General features: G+C 40.0%; 8 protein-coding genes. 4 read left to right on the forward strand and 4 right to left on the reverse strand.

Annotation, left to right across the window (positions count from 1 at the left end):
* Positions 1-23: 23 nt before the first annotated feature.
* On the reverse strand, positions 24-2,588 hold the full coding sequence (gene gyrA, locus ESY88_RS04095) for a DNA gyrase subunit A (RefSeq protein ID WP_147084738.1): 2,565 nt from the start codon (positions 2,586-2,588) through the stop codon (positions 24-26).
* A gap of 254 nt (positions 2,589-2,842) precedes the next feature.
* Here gyrA and ESY88_RS04100 point away from each other — a divergent pair, with 254 nt between their 5' ends.
* Both ESY88_RS04100 and ESY88_RS04105 read left to right on the forward strand, forming a co-directional pair.
* Positions 2,843-5,398 carry an ATP-dependent Clp protease ATP-binding subunit gene (locus tag ESY88_RS04100; protein WP_147084739.1) on the forward strand — a complete coding sequence of 852 codons (2,556 nt, stop codon included), beginning with the start codon at positions 2,843-2,845 and terminating at the stop codon, positions 5,396-5,398.
* 78 nt (positions 5,399-5,476) lie between these two features.
* Complete coding sequence (locus ESY88_RS04105; protein WP_147084740.1) at positions 5,477-5,848, forward strand: hypothetical protein; 372 nt, start codon at positions 5,477-5,479, stop codon at positions 5,846-5,848.
* Positions 5,849-6,624: 776 nt separating this feature from the next.
* Here the strand turns inward: ESY88_RS04105 and ESY88_RS04110 are convergent.
* Together ESY88_RS04110 and hutH are read right to left on the reverse strand one after the other, a co-directional pair.
* The gene (locus tag ESY88_RS04110) at positions 6,625-11,295 is read right to left on the reverse strand and encodes an HYR-like domain-containing protein (protein WP_147084741.1); all 4,671 of its coding nucleotides are present in this window, start codon (positions 11,293-11,295) and stop codon (positions 6,625-6,627) included.
* Between the two features lie 378 nt (positions 11,296-11,673).
* Positions 11,674-13,185, reverse strand: a complete 1,512-nt coding sequence (gene hutH, locus ESY88_RS04115; RefSeq protein ID WP_147084742.1) for a histidine ammonia-lyase — start codon at positions 13,183-13,185, stop codon at positions 11,674-11,676.
* Between the two features lie 123 nt (positions 13,186-13,308).
* Between hutH and ESY88_RS04120 the strand changes: the two genes are divergently transcribed.
* Entirely contained in the window at positions 13,309-14,688 is a 1,380-nt protein-coding gene (locus ESY88_RS04120) for a TlpA family protein disulfide reductase (RefSeq protein ID WP_147084743.1), read from the forward strand.
* 143 nt (positions 14,689-14,831) lie between these two features.
* Here ESY88_RS04120 and ESY88_RS04125 read toward each other — a convergent pair whose 3' ends face one another.
* Positions 14,832-16,403, reverse strand: coding sequence for an NAD(P)H-hydrate dehydratase (locus ESY88_RS04125; protein WP_147084744.1), 1,572 nt, complete (start codon positions 16,401-16,403; stop codon positions 14,832-14,834).
* A gap of 305 nt (positions 16,404-16,708) precedes the next feature.
* Here ESY88_RS04125 and thrA point away from each other — a divergent pair, with 305 nt between their 5' ends.
* Positions 16,709-19,153, forward strand: a complete 2,445-nt coding sequence (thrA, locus tag ESY88_RS04130) for a bifunctional aspartate kinase/homoserine dehydrogenase I (protein WP_147084803.1) — start codon at positions 16,709-16,711, stop codon at positions 19,151-19,153.
* The last annotated feature ends 23 nt before the right edge of the window (positions 19,154-19,176 follow it).

Here is a 19,176-nt window from a genome sequence, read left to right on the forward strand (position 1 = left end):
TAGTATTAGTAAATTGATTTTTTTTATTCTTCTTCGTTGCTAGAATCATCAACATCTGTGCCATCGTCTTGAGAGTCGGTAGTATCAATGGTGTCGTCTATCAAAATGTCATCTTCAATTTCCTCTTCATCCTTCATCACTTTGGCCACTGCTGCAATAGAGTCGTTACCCTTCAAATTAATAAGTTTGACACCTTGTGTTGCACGTCCCATAACCCGCAATTCGTTGACCGCCATTCTAATTGCAATCCCTGATTTGTTGATGATCATTAAATCATCTTCATCGGTCACACTTTTAATGGCCACCAAATGCCCGGTTTTTTCTGTAATTGAGATGGTTTTGACACCTTTGCCCCCACGGTTGGTTATCCTGTAAACCGCCTCACCATCTTCTGGGTCATCGATATAGCTTCGTTTTCCGTAGCCTTTTTCAGAAACCACCAAAACGGATTCCTCTTGAGACTCTTCAATGGCAATCATGCCAATGACTTCGTCCTTATCATTTGCCAACCTAATACCTCTTACGCCAGATGCATTACGTCCCATTGGTCTTGTTTTCGCTTCTTCAAATCGAATTGCTTTGCCAGACTTCAGTGCCAGCATCACTTGGCTGTTGCCAGTTGTTAATTTAGCTTCCAACAACTCGTCATCTTCCTTGATGGTAATGGCGTTGATTCCGTTGGTTCTTGGTCTAGAATATTGCTCCAAAGATGTTTTCTTAACCTGTCCCTTTTTGGTTGCCATTATGACATAGTGGCTGTTAATGTAGTCTTCATTTTTAAGATCTTGGGTGCATATAAATGCCTTGACCTTATCATCCTGCTCAATATTGACTAGATTTTGAATGGCTCTACCCTTTGATGTCTTACTTCCTTCTGGGATTTCATAAACACGCATCCAAAAGCATTTGCCTTTTTGGGTAAAGAACAACATGTATTGGTGATTGGTGCCTACAAATAGATACTCTAGAAAATCCTCACTACGGGTAGTGGATGCTTTTTGGCCAACTCCACCTCTATTTTGAGTTTTGTATTCTGCCAAAGACGTTCTTTTTATGTAACCAGCGTGTGAAATGGTAATGACCACTTGCTCATCTGGAATCATATCCTCAATACTTAAATCTCCTCCAGCATATTCTATGACCGAGCGGCGCTCATCACCATATTTCTCTTTGATGACCAAAAGTTCTTCCTTGATAATGTCATAACGACGCTCTTGTTTATCAAGAATATCTTTCAAATCCTCAATGGTTTTCATCAATTCTTCATATTCTGTACGCAGTTTATCCTGCTCCAGGCCGGTCAATTGACGTAATCGCATTTCTACGATGGCTTTTGCCTGAATTTCGCTCAATTCAAAACGGGCTATCAATTTTCCACGTGCTTCTTCAGCATTTGACGACGCTCGAATAAGGGCGATCACTTCATCTATATTGTCTGAAGCAATTATTAGTCCTTCAAGAATATGTGCTCTCTCTTCCGCTTTGCGCAATTCGTATTTGGTACGCCTCACTACGACCTCATGTCTATGCTCCACGAAATAGTGAATCATCTCCTTTAAGTTCAATAATTGTGGTCGCCCTTTTACCAAAGCGATATTATTGACACTAAATGAAGATTGCAATGCTGTATATTTATACAACATATTCAATACAATATTGGGTATAGCATCGCGCTTAAGTATATAGACAACGCGCATTCCATTTCTATCAGATTCATCCCTGATTAAAGAAATGCCTTCAATTTTCTTGTCATTGACCAAGTCGGCAGTCTTTTTGATCATATCTGCCTTGTTCACTTGGTAAGGAATTTCTGTCACAATGATGCATTCCTTCCCTTGCACCTCTTCTATGATCGCCTTGGCGCGCATGACAACTCGTCCACGCCCAGTTTTAAAAGCTTCACGTACGCCATCATATCCATAAATAATACCACCGGTAGGAAAATCTGGTGCCTTGATGTGTTGTATAAGCTCATCAATCTCGATATCGTTGTTTTCTATATAAGCAATTGTACCGTCTATAACTTCAGTTAAATTATGTGGTGGCATGTTTGTTGCCATACCCACAGCGATACCAGATGCTCCATTAACCAATAGCCCTGGGATACGGGTTGGCAAAACGGTTGGCTCGTGTAAGGTATCATCAAAATTAAGCTTTTGATCAACCGTTTCCTTATCGATATCGGCCAACATCTCTTCAGAAATCTTGTGCATTCTGGCCTCTGTATAACGCATCGCTGCAGGACTGTCACCATCAATAGAACCAAAGTTTCCTTGGCCATCCACCAACATATAGCGCAAACTCCATTCCTGGGCCATACGCACCATGGCATCATAAACGGAAGTGTCACCATGTGGATGGTACTTACCTAAAACTTCACCAACAATTCTTGCCGATTTTTTATGTGCAGTATTTGATCTCACTCCTAGTTCATGCATACCAAACAACACCCGTCTGTGCACTGGCTTTAAACCATCTCGCACATCAGGTAATGCACGTGACACAATGACTGACATTGAATAATCAATGTATGCCGACTTCATTTCATCTTCAATATTTATAGGAATCAGTTTCTCTTCTTGTTGCATAAATTATAAGTATTATTTTTTGTGGTTTTTCAAAACGTGCTAAGATAACCAATTTAAGCATGTTTCTAGGCGTTTTAAGCGCGTTTTTAGAAATTCTTATTAACATTGGCAGTGTATATTTTTAATAAGTAATATCTATGATTTTTTGATTTTCTGAAGTTTTTTAACTCTATTAGTGCTACCTACATAAATAAGGTATAGTTTTTGCCTTATTACAATAGATTTTATTATTTTTAATGCAGAAAGAAATTACTATGGATGACAATTTTTCCCCAAGAGTTAAGGATGTAATCGCATTTAGCAAAGAAGAAGCCCTTCGCCTAGGCCATGATTTTATAGGAACCGAACATCTCATGCTCGGCTTACTTAGAGATGGCAATGGGAAGGCAATTGATATATTGGCAGCACTCGAGATTGACCTCAACCACCTACGAAGGAAGGTCGAGATTTTGAGTCCCGCCAATTCAAATGTTGTGGTCTCTTCTAACGACAAAAAGAACTTACACCTAACAAGACAAGCAGAACGCGCTTTAAAAACCACGTTTTTAGAGGCGAAGCTGTTTCAAAGTTCCTCAATTAACACGGCTCACTTATTGCTTTGTATATTGAGAAACGAAAACGACCCCACCACGAAGCTTTTAAATAAACTGAAGGTGGATTATGATAACGTTAAAGAACAATTCAAGTTTATGATCACAAACGACAATGATTTTATAGATCTGCCAAAGGCTGAATCTTTTTCTGAGGATGATGGTCGCGATGGTGATGATGCCAAACAAAATCCGTTTGGTCAAACCTCAACGAAATCGACCAAGAAGTCTAAAACACCTGTTCTGGATAACTTCGGAAGGGATCTAACGGTCATGGCTGAAGACGGCAAGTTGGATCCTGTTGTAGGCCGTGAGAAGGAAATACAACGCGTTTCCCAAATATTAAGCCGAAGAAAGAAAAACAACCCTTTATTAATAGGGGAACCAGGTGTTGGTAAGTCGGCAATTGCTGAAGGTTTAGCACTTAGAATCGTACAGCGAAAGGTTTCAAGAATACTATTCAATAAACGCGTGGTCACATTAGATCTTGCTAGTTTGGTTGCTGGCACCAAATATCGCGGACAGTTTGAAGAGCGCATGAAAGCCGTCATGAACGAACTAGAAAAAAACGAAGACATTATTTTATTTATTGATGAGATTCATACCATTGTTGGTGCCGGTGGCGCCACAGGAAGTTTAGATGCGTCAAACATGTTCAAACCTGCTTTGGCCCGAGGCGAAATTCAATGTATTGGCGCCACTACTTTAGATGAGTACCGTCAATATATTGAAAAAGACGGTGCTTTGGAGCGTCGTTTCCAAAAGGTAATCGTTGAGCCAACCACAGTTGAAGAAACAATAGAGATCCTCAACAACATCAAAGGCAAATACGAAGAGCATCACCACGTTGACTACACTCAAGAAGCTATTGAAGCCTGTGTGAAATTAACCAATAGGTACATGACCGATCGCTTTTTACCAGATAAAGCCATTGATGCTTTGGATGAAGCAGGTTCTCGTGTGCACATTACCAATATTGAAGTGCCAAAACAAATCCTTGAACTTGAACAAAAGTTAGAAGATGTCAAGGAAACAAAGAATTCGGTAGTCAAAAAACAAAAATACGAGGAGGCCGCGAAGTTGAGAGACGATGAAAAACGACTAGAAAAAGAACTCGCCATTGCCCAAGAAAAATGGGAGGAAGATACCAAGCTACACAGAGAAGTCGTATCGGAAGATAATGTTGCAGATGTGGTCTCCATGATGACCGGCATTCCTGTAAACCGTATCGCTCAAACGGAAAGCAATAAGCTTGCGCAGCTGCCAGAATTGATCAAAGGCAAAGTCATTGGTCAAGATGAAGCAGTTTCTAAGGTAGTGAAAGCTATCCAACGTAATCGTGCTGGGCTTAAAGATCCAAATAAACCAATTGGCTCTTTTATCTTTTTAGGTCAAACAGGAGTTGGTAAAACTCAATTGGCCAAGGTTCTAGCTCGCGAGTTGTTTGACTCGGAAGATGCACTTGTTAGAATTGATATGAGTGAGTACATGGAGAAATTTGCGATCTCAAGATTGGTAGGTGCACCTCCAGGATATGTGGGTTATGAAGAAGGCGGTCAATTGACTGAGAAAGTTCGACGCAAACCTTATGCGGTAATCTTGTTGGATGAAATTGAAAAAGCCCATCCAGACGTTTTTAATATGCTATTGCAAGTTCTTGACGATGGTTATCTTACTGATAGTTTGGGTAGAAAGATTGATTTTAGGAATACCATAATCATAATGACCTCAAATATTGGGGCAAGAAAACTTAAGGATTTTGGTCAAGGCGTAGGTTTTGGAACCGCTGCAAAAATTGCTCAAGTAGGCGACAATACGAGAAGCGTTATAGAAAATGCTTTGAAGAAAGCTTTTGCACCAGAATTTTTAAACAGAATAGATGATGTCATGGTATTCAATGCTCTTGAAAAAGAAGATATCAATAAGATCATCGAGATTGAGTTATCCCAACTTATCGCAAGAATCAAGGATCTAGGCTATGAACTCAAACTCACTAACGAGGCTAAGGAATACATTGCCGATAAAGGATTTGACAAGGAGTACGGTGCCAGACCACTAAAACGTGCCATACAAAAGTATGTTGAGGATGCGCTTGCTGAAGAAATCATCAATTCCAAATTACATGATGGTGATACCATATTAATGGATACTGACCCTGATGCTGAAAACGAGAAATTGAAGGTAACAATTGTAGGCTCTGAAAAAGAGTCAAAATCCTAATACATCAACACTTTATTTAAAAGCCCCTATTTTGAGGGGCTTTTTTATTTTTATAAACTTCTATTTATTATCTTAATTATGAGATCCCTATTGAAATACAAATTTGGTCATGTTCAAATTCATGACAACTTTGTCATAGTCATAGTTAATGAAGGCGAGGTTGTGGACAAGCTCAAAAACACGGTATTGGTAGATATTGCGCAATCTTATTTTAAAGACAGGCCCTTTGTTTATATTACCCACCGTATTAATTCTTATGCAGTGGACCCGTCCGTCTATGAAGCTACATCGCGAATTAAAAACCTGATTGGGTTTTGTGTTGTATCGTCTAATTTTTTAGCAAAGAACAATGCTCAAGTAGAAAAATTATTCTTCAATAAGCCTTTCGAGGTCTTCGAAAATTTGCCCGAAGCCATCAACTGGTCAAATGCATTGATCGAAAAACATTAAACGTGCTCCAATCTTATAACTCATCTCAAACTCAACATATTCAGTTGAAGTACCACACCTTGATTTTGAATGATATCTTTTTTTTTGTCGGACTTATAACCATAAGTTTAAACGGAAATCAATATTCCCCAATCGAAATAGATGCCTTACAACATAGAAACTTACACAAAGTTCATAAGTTGAACACCAGCTAACCACCACGCACTTCTAGTATTTCAGCTAACATTGGTCTGGTAAAGAATCATGATCACTTAGTTTCCCTTGGTCTCAGGACAATTCCCTTTTAATCTTATGAAATTTTATGAAAAATTTAAGTTAGACAGTATATAAATCACCCTGATTTGAAATAAAGAAACCTCGGGTGCATCCATGCTTCAGCAGAATTGGATACCCTTCAAATTAAAGCCGGTATCGTAAAATAGTTCCGAAAATTTCTTTGACCTAGAATAGTGAAGGTCGGGAAAAATCAATAACCTCGGGGCAAGCCCACAAGGTATGAATTCAAAAATGTTCTTTGTATATCGAGGCAACCCACGGGGAATAAAACCCTCTGGAGGGATTTAAGTCAAAAGATAATCCTAATTCATAAAGCATGTCTTCTAAAAAACGTCTTCTTCATAATCCAATAAGGGTTCAAGACTTTTTAGTTGCCATTTGAAAGATCAAAGCATGCATCAAAATTTAAGCACTCGCTATAAGTAAGCATAAAAAAAGGCAGCTAAAAATTAGCTGCCTTTAAAATTACCCTTAGGGAGTTTCCCTAATTATTTAATTTACTACTTACCAGAGGAAACGATTTTCTTAATCATTTCTCCCCTATCGGTTTCCAACTTAACATAGAGCATCTGAGTAGCAACTCTAGAAAGATCTATAGTGGTATTACCTTTAGTTCCGGCGATGTAGTTATCAGTATTAACTTCTGAAACCACGACACCTCTAGTATCATAAACTTTGATCGCTATCTTGGTATCGTAATCAAACGAATACCCAATATTGATCTCATTTTCAAATGGAACAGGATATGCAGTAAATGCTACATCAGTTACTTCTAAACCATTACAACGTTCAGAAACTCGAGCTCTTCCGTCAAAGTACTCTGTAGTTTTACAGATATCTGCACTTTTCAAGCCTCCTGAATCGGATGGAGATTCTATGTATTCGAAATAAACCACACAATCATCCTCTGCTACATTTCCGCAGTCATCTACATTATGACCAGCTGCGTAAGTAAGCGTTCCTAGAACTACAATAGAACCATCTGGTAATGTATTGTAAAGATCACTTACTCTCACTATATAAGATGGCACTGCATCTTTAGTAGGAGAACAATTATCTTCCAATTGAACGTTAAGGAAGTCAACGATTGCAAAACTATCTGTACAATCTATTGAAGGATCAATCACAATGCGATCATCTTCACTAGAGTCAGGACATGCAATCACTGGTGCAGTGGTATCTGCAACAGTAATGATTTGATCATATTCTGTTGTAAGACCACAAACGTCAGTTGCTACCCAAGTACGAGTGATTGTCAAATTACAATCATCGCCTTCGCTAGAATCTGAACTCGCAACCATAGCATCACCGGAACAAACATCTGTTGCAGTAATGTCTGCTGGTGCAGGAACATCTTCAATACATTGAACAATGACATTATCAGGAATTTCATCAAATGCTGGACCTTGAGAGTCTGTGATGGTAATTGTTCCTACTGTAGAAGCAGTGTTACCACAGCCATCTGTTGCAGTGAATGTCACTTCAATAGTAACATCACAATTGGTTCCAACCGGACCGCCAACTTCATGAGACCATTCTACATCACCACAAGCATCGCTCGCTTCTGCGTATCCATGATTGGCTAAATAAGTATTGATTCCATCCACATTGCCTTCACCATCACATTCTAACATTAATGGTTCCGCTGCAACATCAATTGTTGGATCATCGTTATCCATTGTCCAAGTGTAAGTAACACTTACAGGCTCGGCATCATTTCCACACGCATCTTGCGCGGTGGCAGTATACGTTATGGATCTAAAGCAACCATCCATTACAATGTCACCTGTTGCAACATCTGCTGCAATCTCTGCAATACAGTTGTCGCTAACATCAAATGACGGCATGGTAAACGCACCCTCTTCAGGGTTGCAGCCAAGATCCATATCTTCAGCAGCTGTCATAATTACAGGCGCAACAAGATCTTCTGTCCAAGTATAAGTTACACTTACAGCTTCAGCAGCGTTTCCACAATCATCGGTGTAATTTGCAGTAAAGGTTTGAGAAAAACCACAACCTTCAACATCAGCAACTGGACCTTCAGTGGTCACTATTGCTTCACCTTCTGAACAGTTATCGCTTACCACAAAGTTTGGCGCTTCTATATCTTCAACAGATGGGTTACATCCCAAATCGTTATCATTATCACCAGAAGAATCAGAGCAACCATTTATTGCGACAATACCATCTAGATCATATCCATCTTGAGACGTTGAGCCCGCTGGTGTATTATCTAATAATTTCACTTGCGTGATGTAAGGCAAAGGTGCTGATGCATCACTAATATCGAAATCTCCAAAAGCATTGGTTACGTCTTGACCAATCTGGTAAAAGACACCATCCTCCATGGCAACCCATACTTCAGCTGACTCTGGATATTCACTGAAATCTACATCTCCAAAAGAAGTTTCCAAAACAGAAATATCATTTCCTGAATTGTTATAGACTCTTCCAGGGAAACCAATAACGATTTCACCGCCGTAACCAAGAGTTACAAAATTTAAGGTGTCATCATTTTGTGGTGCTCCAAGTCCTTTAGTAGGATCCATACGGTCTGGTGCAATTGCTCCACCACTTTTGGTGGTACCAGGATTATAAGATATTACAGAAGAACCATTGCAGTCTTCGCCATCTCCATCGCCATCTCCGTCTCCATCTCCGTCTCCATCACCATCACCATCACCATCAGTACCTAATGAAATAACGGGTACTTCGGTATCAACTGTCCAAGAATAAGTAACAGTCACTGGCTCTGCTATATTTCCGCAGGCATCAGTAACATCAGCAGTAAAAATCTGTGACCAGTTACAGCCATCGACCATAATTTCTCCTGGGGTTACTGTTGGCATATCCACTTCACAATTATCTGTAGCTTCAAACACTGGGAAATCGAATTCTCCTGGGTTACATTCAAGAACTACATCTTCCAAAGGAGTGATTACTGGCGCTTCATTATCTGAAGTCCAAGTGTAAGTCACACTTAATGGTTCTGCATTGTTTCCGCACTCATCTTGCGCTGTGGCAGTATAAGTTATGGATCTAAAGCAACCATCTTCAATTAGATTACCGGCTTCAACATTTGCTTCAAGTTCAGCAGTGCAGTTGTCGGTTACCGTAAATGATGGCATGCCAAACTCACCCTCTTCTGGGTTACAGCCAAGATCCATATCTTCAGCGTCTGTGGCAATCACAGGAAGCTCAAGATCTACTGTCCATGTATAAGTTACACTTACAGGATCTGCAACGTTTCCACAATCATCGGTATAATTTGCAGTAAAGGTTTGAGAGAAACCACAACCATCCTCATCAGCCATTGGGCCTTCGGTGGTTACCGTTGCTACTCCTTCCGAACAATTATCTGTTACGATAAACGTTGGATTCAAATCCTCAGTAGATGGGTTACAACCCAAATCATTATCAGGGTCACCAGAACCAGTTGGGCAGCCACTTAAAGCTACAATACCATCTAAATCATAACCATCCTCAGAAACTGAGCCGGCTGGGGTAGTATCGATAATCTTGACTTGCGTGATGTATGGCAAAGTTGCAGATGCATTACTGATATCATAGTTTCCAAAAATATTAGTAAAGTCTGTACCTATCAGGTAAAAAGTAACACCATCCATTGAAACATAGATGTCTGCACTCTCTGGATAAATATCAAAACTTACGTCTCCGAAAGAGGTTTCTAATACAGATATATCATTTCCTGGATTATTAGCCACTTGACCAGCAAAACCAATAACGATCTCACCGCCGTAACCAAGGGAAACGAAATTTAAGCTATTGTCATTTTGAGGTGCTCCGAGTGCTTTGGTAGGATCCATGCGGTTTCCTGCAATTGGATTACCACTTTTAGTTCCACCTGGAGAATAAGATATTACGAAAGAACCAGTGCAGTCTTCGCCATCTCCATCACCATTACCATCGCCATCACCATCGCCGTCTCCATCAGAAGCAAGTGTAATCACAGGCTTTTCGGTATCAATGGTCCAAGTGTAAGTGACAGATACTGGTTCAGCTTGGTTTCCACAAGCATCAACAGTAGTTCCGGTATAGGTTTGTGTCCAGCTGCATTCGTCTAGTTGTTCTGGTCCATCAGTATCAATATCAACTTCTACCAGACCACAATTGTCAGTTGCAAAAAAATCTGGGGTAGGAATCACTTCTGGATTACAACCTAAATCGCCGCCCTCACTTGCCTCAATCACAGGAGCTTCGGTATCTTCTGTCCACGTATAAGTTACAGATACTGGTTCAGCTTGATTTTCACATCCATCTACAGCGGTAGCTGTAAAAGTTTGTGACATGGAGCAGCCATCAGCCACGACATCTCCAACTTCAACAGATGGTTCTATTTGTCCGCAATTATCGGTTGCTGTAAATTCTGGAAAAGGAATAACTTCTGGATTACATCCCAAATCACCGCCATCTCCTGCTGCGATGAGAGGAGCCTCGGTATCTTGAGTCCAAGTATAAGTAACAGATACAGGTTCTGCTTCATTATCACAAAAATCCATTGCAGTTGCAGTAAAGGTTTGTGACCTAAAGCATCCATCTTCTTGGATAGGACCAAAGGTAACCATTACCTCAATCAAATCACTGCAATTATCGGTAGCAGTAAATATTGGAGAAGGCATGTCTGGATTACAGCCCAAATCACCGCCAGTTTCTTCTGTTGCGACTACAGGAGCTATATCATCGCCACCGAAATACTCTATAGGAAGGTCGAAGAGAAATCCGTCGTCACAAGTTACAGTATAGGTATGCGTAATTGTCCATTCACAATTATCGCCGGCTACACTCTCAGCATGGGTAACAAAAATTGTACCTACTGATGCAAATAAAATTGGTTGAAGTTGAATTTGAACTTCTTCTGCGGTTGGCGCATCGGGCGCATCGCTAATACAGCCGTTTATTGCCTCACCACATCGGCCTGTTTCGCCGCATCTTGAAGTTTCTTGCACTAAAGTGCGCAAGGCGTTTTTAGCTAGTTCGATTGGTTTTTCTTGTGCTAGCGTGGTGCCGTAACTAAACATAAAAAGCATTACAAAAGCGATCGCTTTCATGCTTTTTGAAAATCTAGTTAAAAGTCCAGTGCTACAACACCATACATCTTTGTTGGCGCGTCTAACCTTGACGTCACCAGCAGTTTTGGTAAAATTGCTCATAAACATAACATTTTGATTTAAATTAAATTATTTGATTTATAAATGACAATACACGTATTGCCGGCAAAAACAACAATGCAAAAATGCAGTTGTGAAAGCTTCAAATGAATTATCAAAACGAGATATAAGCCCATAGGCAAAACCCATAATGATAAATACTAATAAATAATTTTGCTAAAAATCAATTGTTTTGCTATTAAACAATTTTTAAGGTAAGTATGGAAAATCATCAAATTCTTGTTAAAAAACGTAGGTTCTAAAACCGAATCAATGTTCTTGCTATCTCAAATATATACTTTAAAATGGTGTCTGCCAAACATTTCAATAGATAAATCTTTGATTTTTCAGAAATCTACATCTTAACATTATTTTTGGTATTTAATCGAACAACAAATTGTTTTCAATGTGCATATTCTTTAAAAATCCTTCCGAAGCTTTAATCAAATTGTGTAGAATTTGATCCTCGCTCACAAATTTGACTTCAGTTCTATAGGTCTTTAAAAAGGATTCTATAAATGGAGAAGATTGAACGGGTTTTCTAAAAAACAAGGCTTGTGAGGCATTGAGTAATTCAATTCCCAAAATACGGTTGACGTTCACTATAAGTTGATGTGCCTGAGTAGCAGCATTTGCCCCCATGCTCACATGGTCCTCCTGCCCATTGCTGGAAACAATACTGTCTATACTAGCAGGAGTAGCCAGTTGTTTGTTGGCGCTCACAATGCTTGCGGCAGTATACTGCGGAATCATAAACCCAGAATTTAAGCCGGGATTATCCACCAAGAACATGGGCAGACCGCGAAGGCCTGAAACCAGCTGGTAGGTTCGGCGCTCGGAGATATTTCCCAATTCTGCCATGGCAATTTTGAGATAGTCCAATGCCAAAGCCAAGGGTTGACCGTGAAAGTTTCCGCCGGAAATAATTTCATCATCAGCAACAAAAATATTTGGGTTATCGGTTACTGAATTGATTTCAGTAATAAACACCTTCTTTACATAATCTAAGGTATCCTTTGTAGCGCCATGCACCTGTGGCATGCATCGAAAGGAATAAGGGTCTTGAACGTGCTGCTTTTTTTGTGAGATCAGTTCACTGCCATCTAAAAATTCCCTAATGCGCTCTGCCGTCTTTAATTGCCCCTTATGAGGCCTTACCAAATGTATCAAGGCCTTGAATGGCTCAATCCTACCATCAAAGGCCTCTAGAGACATACTACCAATCAAATCTGCCATGTATGACAACTTATAAGATGCGATGAGCAGGTGCACCCCATAGGCACTCATAAACTGGGTACCATTCAAAAGTGCCAAACCTTCTTTAGACTTTAATTCTATTGGAGACCAACTGAAGTGCGCTAAAGCTACGCTAGCATCAGTAACTTTCTGCTTAAAATATACCTCGCCTTTGCCCAAGAGCGGAAGCGCCAAATGTGCCAATGGTGCCAAATCACCTGAAGCTCCTAAAGAACCTTGGGTATAAATTACAGGTAAAACATCGTTATTATAAAAATCGATAAGTCGCTGCACGGTTTGAAGCTGCACACCACTATGGCCATAACTCAAGGATTGTATTTTGAGAAAAAGCATGAGCTTCACGATCGGCTCTGGCACTTTGTCCCCAATACCACAGGCATGTGACATGACGAGGTTCTCCTGAAGCTGCACCAACTTGTCCTTAGATATCTTTACATTATATAAGGAACCGAAGCCTGTGTTGATTCCGTATATTGCAGATTCCTCTTTCGCTACCTTATCATCCAAATAATTTCGGCAATTGAGAATTTTTTCTTCCGAAGCTTTGGAAAGCGAAATTTTTTTATCAAATAGTATGAGGTCTCTTATGGTCTCTATGTCTAAGGTTTCAGTGGATATGTAATGTGTTTCTTTCATAACTTATAATTTCAGCTCAAAATTGAACAATCCATATAGAGTAAGCAAAAAATGTTAATAATTAATAAAATGTCTGCTAAAATTCTATAATCCATTACATTTGGGGAACTAAATTTTTTAAAAATGAAAAAATTATTATTAGCGCTATGCGCCTTATCCATTGTGGCATGCCAGAAAGACACCAAAGTTGACTACGCACTGTTGACAGGATCAATCAAAAACACAAAGGCACAAAAAGCCAGTTTGAATGCAGGTGACTATAATGCAGAGATTAAGCTCGCTGCCGATGGCACATTTGCAGATACATTGAGAATCCCAGAAAGTGGATTCTACACATTGACAATTGGAAGAGAATTCACACCCATGTATTTGAGTAAAGGGGATAGTGTGAATGTAGTGATTGATGCCACTAAATTTGATGAATCCATAACCTACACCGGCAACGGCGCCAATGAAAATAACTACTTGGCAAAAAAATCGTTGAACGACCAAAGTGTAATGGAAAATTCTGTAGAGTTCTACTCATTAGAGGAAGAGGGATTTAAAAATAAGTTGGCTGAAATGAAAAAAGGACATGAAGCAACACTACAGGGCTTAAAAGATGTGGATACCGATTTTTTAGAGACTGAGAAACAGAATTTAGTTTATGACCAATATGCCTTACTGCAATCTTACAAGCAAAGCCACGCTTATTATACCAAAAAACAAAGATTTGAGGTTTCTGATGAGTTCTTTCCTGAAGCATTGAAAAACATGAGCTATAATGACCCAAAGGCTTATAGAAATTCAAAAAGCTACCAACAAATGGCGTTTAAAGCGACTATGGACAACATGTTCGAAACTATTGGCAATGACATTGCATCGGTAAGCGCTGAAGATCTCAAAGTCATTAAAGACATCGAAATACAAGCGTTAAAAAATGATGTCATTAGCTATTTGGGAGGCTTCCTCATAACCGCAGGAAATGAAAACATGAAAGGGATTTATGAGATGTTTATAGAGAACACTACCGATGAAAAAATCAAAACGAGTTTGACCGAAACTTTTGATTTAAATAAAATATTGGTCAAAGGCAATCCATCACCACAATTTGTGAATTATGAAAACCACAAAGGTGGCGAGACCTCATTAAGCGATTTAAAAGGAAAATATGTTTACGTTGATGTTTGGGCGACTTGGTGCGCACCATGCAAACGAGAAATCCCGTTCTTGAAAGAAGTTGAGAAAAAATTCCAAGGCCAAAATGTGGAGTTTGTGAGCACGTCCATTGACCAAGCCAAAGACCACGCTGCTTGGAATAAAATGGTAACAGATATGGAATTGGGAGGCATGCAATTATTCGCAGATAATAATTGGAACTCAAAATTTATTAAGGATTATGGCATCAAAGGCATCCCTAGGTTTATCTTGATAGATCCACAAGGTAATATCGTTAGTGCAGATGCTCCAAGACCATCAGACCCTAAACTTACCGAATTATTGGAATCGGAACTGAAAATGTAAGTAATGAATTTTGCTTTTTCTGGAATTTCATAGCTTCGGAAAAATAAGAAATTTGACACAGCAGCATCGGGTAATATATAAATCGAAGATGCTTTAAGCCTAAAATGCCACTCAAAACGGAGTGGCATTTTTAATTTAGGATCTTAGCGTTTTTGTTTAGGGCTTTCTTCTTGAGCGTGTTCTGCTTCCGTTTGTTGCGGTTCTGGTTGTTGGAAGAGATCGATATAGGCTTTACCTAAGCTCTCAATAATATGCGATGCAATCATACTTTGATACCCTAAATTCTCAATGGCAATATCTGCCGATTTTCCGTGGAGATAAATCCCGAATATCGCTGCTTTCAAAGGTTCGTAACCTTGAGAGATCAAACCGGTTATAACGCCTGTGAGCACATCGCCTGTTCCTGCCGTCGCCATGCCAGGGTTGCCCGTTGTGTTGACAAAATATTTATCCTTATAAACCGTGATGCTGTTAGCGCCCTTGACAACCACAATACAATCATATTTCTCAGAGAAGGCCTTGACCTTCTTAAGCTTATCGAAATCGCCTTTCCATTTGCCTATCAAGCGTTCCAGTTCCTTGGGATGTGGTGTCAACACGGTTTTTGCAGGTAATGCCTCCAGCAACTCCTTATGCTTTGAAAGGATATTCAAAGCATCGGCATCAATGACCAAGGCAATTGTATTGTGCTTCAAAAACTGTTTTAGAGCATTGGTGGTTTCAGCATCAGTACCCATGCCCATACCAATCCCAATGACGCTGGGTTCAATGTCAAAAGTGATGTTGGTGATTTTAGTTTCGGTGGCATCGGTAAGCACCATGGCCTCTGGAAATGCCGTCTGTACAATTTGATAACCACATTCTGGAACAAAAGCCGTGACCATTCCTGCCCCTATAGACAGTGCGGCACGACTGGATAAGACCACAGCACCAATTTTGCCGTGGCTACCTCCTATAATCAAGCTATGGCCATAAGTGCCTTTATGTGAGTATTTTTCACGAGGTTTATAAATGCTAAGTACCTCGTTTTTGCCAATTAGTTCTGCTGCGGTTTCTGTATTGGAAAGGTATTCGATGTCGATCCCAATATCGAGCACTTCCCACTGCCCAATGTATTTTGCAGTTTCGGGCAAAAAAAACACCAATTTAGGCGCCTGGAAACTCAAAGTGTAATTAGCCCAAACCAGGTCATTTTCATCTTTGGGCACTTTATCGACATTCAAACCTGAGGGGATATCTATGGCCAAGGTAAAGGCCTCACTTTTTCTAAAGTGCTGGAATAATTGTTTTACCCAAGCATCTACCGATCGGTTGAGACCAATCCCAAAGATGGCATCTATGATGATATCATCTTTATGGATTTCAGGATGGTCAGAATCCTTGTCTAGCATATGCGGCCATTTTTTTGTAGACTCCTTTATGCGATCGTAATTATTCAAAAAGTCCTTGCTGCGCGTGCTGCTATAATTTACAACATAAGTATTGACGTTATATCCATGAGCAATTAAATGTCTCGCCACTACCAACCCATCACCTCCATTGTTACCAATGCCACAAAAAACATGAACAGGCACTTGGGCGCCCTGCATTCTCACATTCAGCCAATTGAAAATCTGAATCCCCGCACGCTCCATCAATTCTGTGGAAGTGATATTTTGTTTTTTCGCGGTAAGTTTATCGCCCTCGTAAATTTGTTGCTTTGAAAAGATTTTCATTTCTACTATTTAAATTGGTTATGAAATCATCAATATTGTACGTTCAAGAAGTTGTAATAAAAACTAAATCAGCTTTAAACTGAAAATAACGCAAAATAGCTCGCTTAAGTTTTTTTATAATAGTAAAAATAATACATTTGGGAGGTTTGTCATGACAAATAGAACTAACAATTCCGAAGAAATTTCAAAAAATGGTCTCCAAAATCGGCGGCTTTTTTTATGGGATTGCCAATTGTGGTTTACAGGCGCAATTTCCAAATCAAATCGGAAAACTCGTATTATTCAACCGTAAAATCAATCAATACATGAACGTTTTAAAATTTGGAGGAACATCGGTAGGGTCTGCAGAGAACATCAACAAAGTCATTTCGGTTTTAGATAAATATGCCAAAGAAGATCGCTTGATCTGTGTGGTTTCAGCAGTTGGTGGCATTACCGATCGCTTGCTAAAAGCTGGAAACTTTGCCCAAGCAAAAAACGAAAACTACATTTCAGAGTTTGATGCCATAAAGCAAATCCACAGCTCTATTTTATTGGAATTGATTCCCTCTAAAAACGAGGTCATTCTAAAACAATTGGAGGCCAAACTACAACTGCTAAGAAGCTTGTTGGATGGTATCTTCCTCATTAATGAGTTATCGCCAAAAACCTCTGATAAATTAGTGAGTTTTGGAGAACTCCTCTCCTCCTACATCATTACCGAAACCATGAAAAGCCGGGGTATGGAAGCACTTCGCAAAAACAGTCAGGAGTTGATTGTTACCAATTCCAACTTTACCAAGGCCGACGTGGTTTATGAACAAACCAATACCAACATAAAAACGTATTTTGAACAAGCTACACAACGCATTACCATCATGCCCGGTTTTATTTCAAAATCGCTCACTGGAGAAATTACAACTTTAGGCAGAGGTGGCTCAGATTTTACTGCAGCCATCGCTGCTGCGGCACTCAAGGTTAACCGATTGGAAATTTGGACCGATGTAAGTGGCATGTTCACCGCCAATCCTAAATTGGTCAAACAAGCCTATCCCATTGAAAGCCTGTCTTACCAAGAAGCGATGGAATTATCCCATTTTGGTGCTAAAGTACTGTATCCGCCAACCGTGCAACCGGTTTTGAAACTCAACATTCCCATTCATATTAAAAACACACAGCATCCTGAAGCTGCCGGCACCACCATTTCCAATGATGCCGGCAAGTCCACAAGTCCGGTTAAAGGGATTTCCAACATCAATAATGTGGCCTTACTTACCCTGCAAGGAAATGGGATGGTTGGCATTCCCGGATTTTCAAAACGCTTGTTTGAAACCTTGGCGCAAGAAAGAATCAATGTGATTTTTATAACCCAAGCCTCTTCAGAACACTCCATTTGCTTCGGAATCGATGATAAGGATGGCGTTTTGGCTAAAGCGGCGATCGATTTTACCTTTGAGAATGAAATCTCCCTGAATAAAATTGATCCAATAATTATGGAATCACAGCTTTCCATCATAGCTTTGGTGGGCGACCGCATGAAGAGCCATCAAGGGATAAGCGGAAAAATGTTCAGTACCCTCGGAAAAAATAATATTAACATTAGAGCGATTGCGCAAGGTGCTTCTGAAAGGAACATCTCTGCGGTCATTGCCGAAAAAGACGTCAAAAAAGCTTTGAACACACTACACGAACGATTTTTTGAAACCGAAACCAAACAGCTCAACGTCTTTATCACTGGCGTTGGGAATGTAGGTCAAAAATTGGTGGCACAAATTGCACAGCAAAAATCTTATTTAAAGGAACATTTAAAAACCAGAATGAAGGTGGTTGGCCTCTCCAATTCCAGAACCATGGTTTTTGATGAAACTGGCCTCGATCTTAAAAATTGGAAAGACCAATTGGCCAATGGTGAGACAGCCTCATTGGAAGGCTTTCTGGACCGTGCCAAAGACTTTAACCTTCGCAACAGTATTTTTGTGGATGTGACTGCCAATGATGCCATTCCTAAACTGTACCCAGCCTACCTAAAGCAAAACATTGCAGTGGTGGCCTGTAATAAAATCGCCTGTTCCAGTGATTTTGAAAATTACAGGGAGCTCAAGGATTTATCGCGCAAATACAACGCCCCTTACTTATTTGAAACCAATGTTGGTGCCGGTTTACCGGTAATTGACACCTTAAATAATCTCATTGCTTCGGGTGATAGGATCACTTCCATCCAAGCGGTTTTATCGGGAAGTCTCAATTTTGTGTTCAACCATTTTGACGATAGCACCAAATTTCATGATGTTGTGAAACAAGCGCAAAAGGAAGGCTATACAGAACCAGATCCAAGAATCGATTTGAGCGGTGTGGATGTAGCGCGTAAAATTCTCATTTTAGCTAGGGAAAGCGGTACAAAAATGAATCTTGAGGATATTGAAAACGATGCTTTTTTGACGAAGAACAACTTGGAAAGTGACTCGGTAGACGCATTTTATGAGACCCTGATCGAAGACGAAGCGCATTTTCAAAAGCTCTATGCTTCTGCGAAGGCGAATGACTCGCAACTCAAATACGTGGCAGAGTTCAATGAAGGCAAGGCCAAAGTGGGTTTGAAGGAAATTCCGCGAGGCCATCCCTTTTACAATTTGGAAGGCAAAGACAATATTGTCATGTTTTACAGCTTGCGCTACCCTGAACAACCCATGATTATCAAAGGTGCAGGCGCTGGGGCCGACGTGACGGCTTCCGGACTCTTTGCCGATATTATTAGGGCTGGGAATAGGTGATTTTCAGTGTTCAGTCGCGGTTT

The sequence above is a fragment of the Subsaximicrobium wynnwilliamsii genome (genome assembly GCF_007997225.1).
Lineage (GTDB): Bacteria > Bacteroidota > Bacteroidia > Flavobacteriales > Flavobacteriaceae > Psychroserpens > Psychroserpens wynnwilliamsii.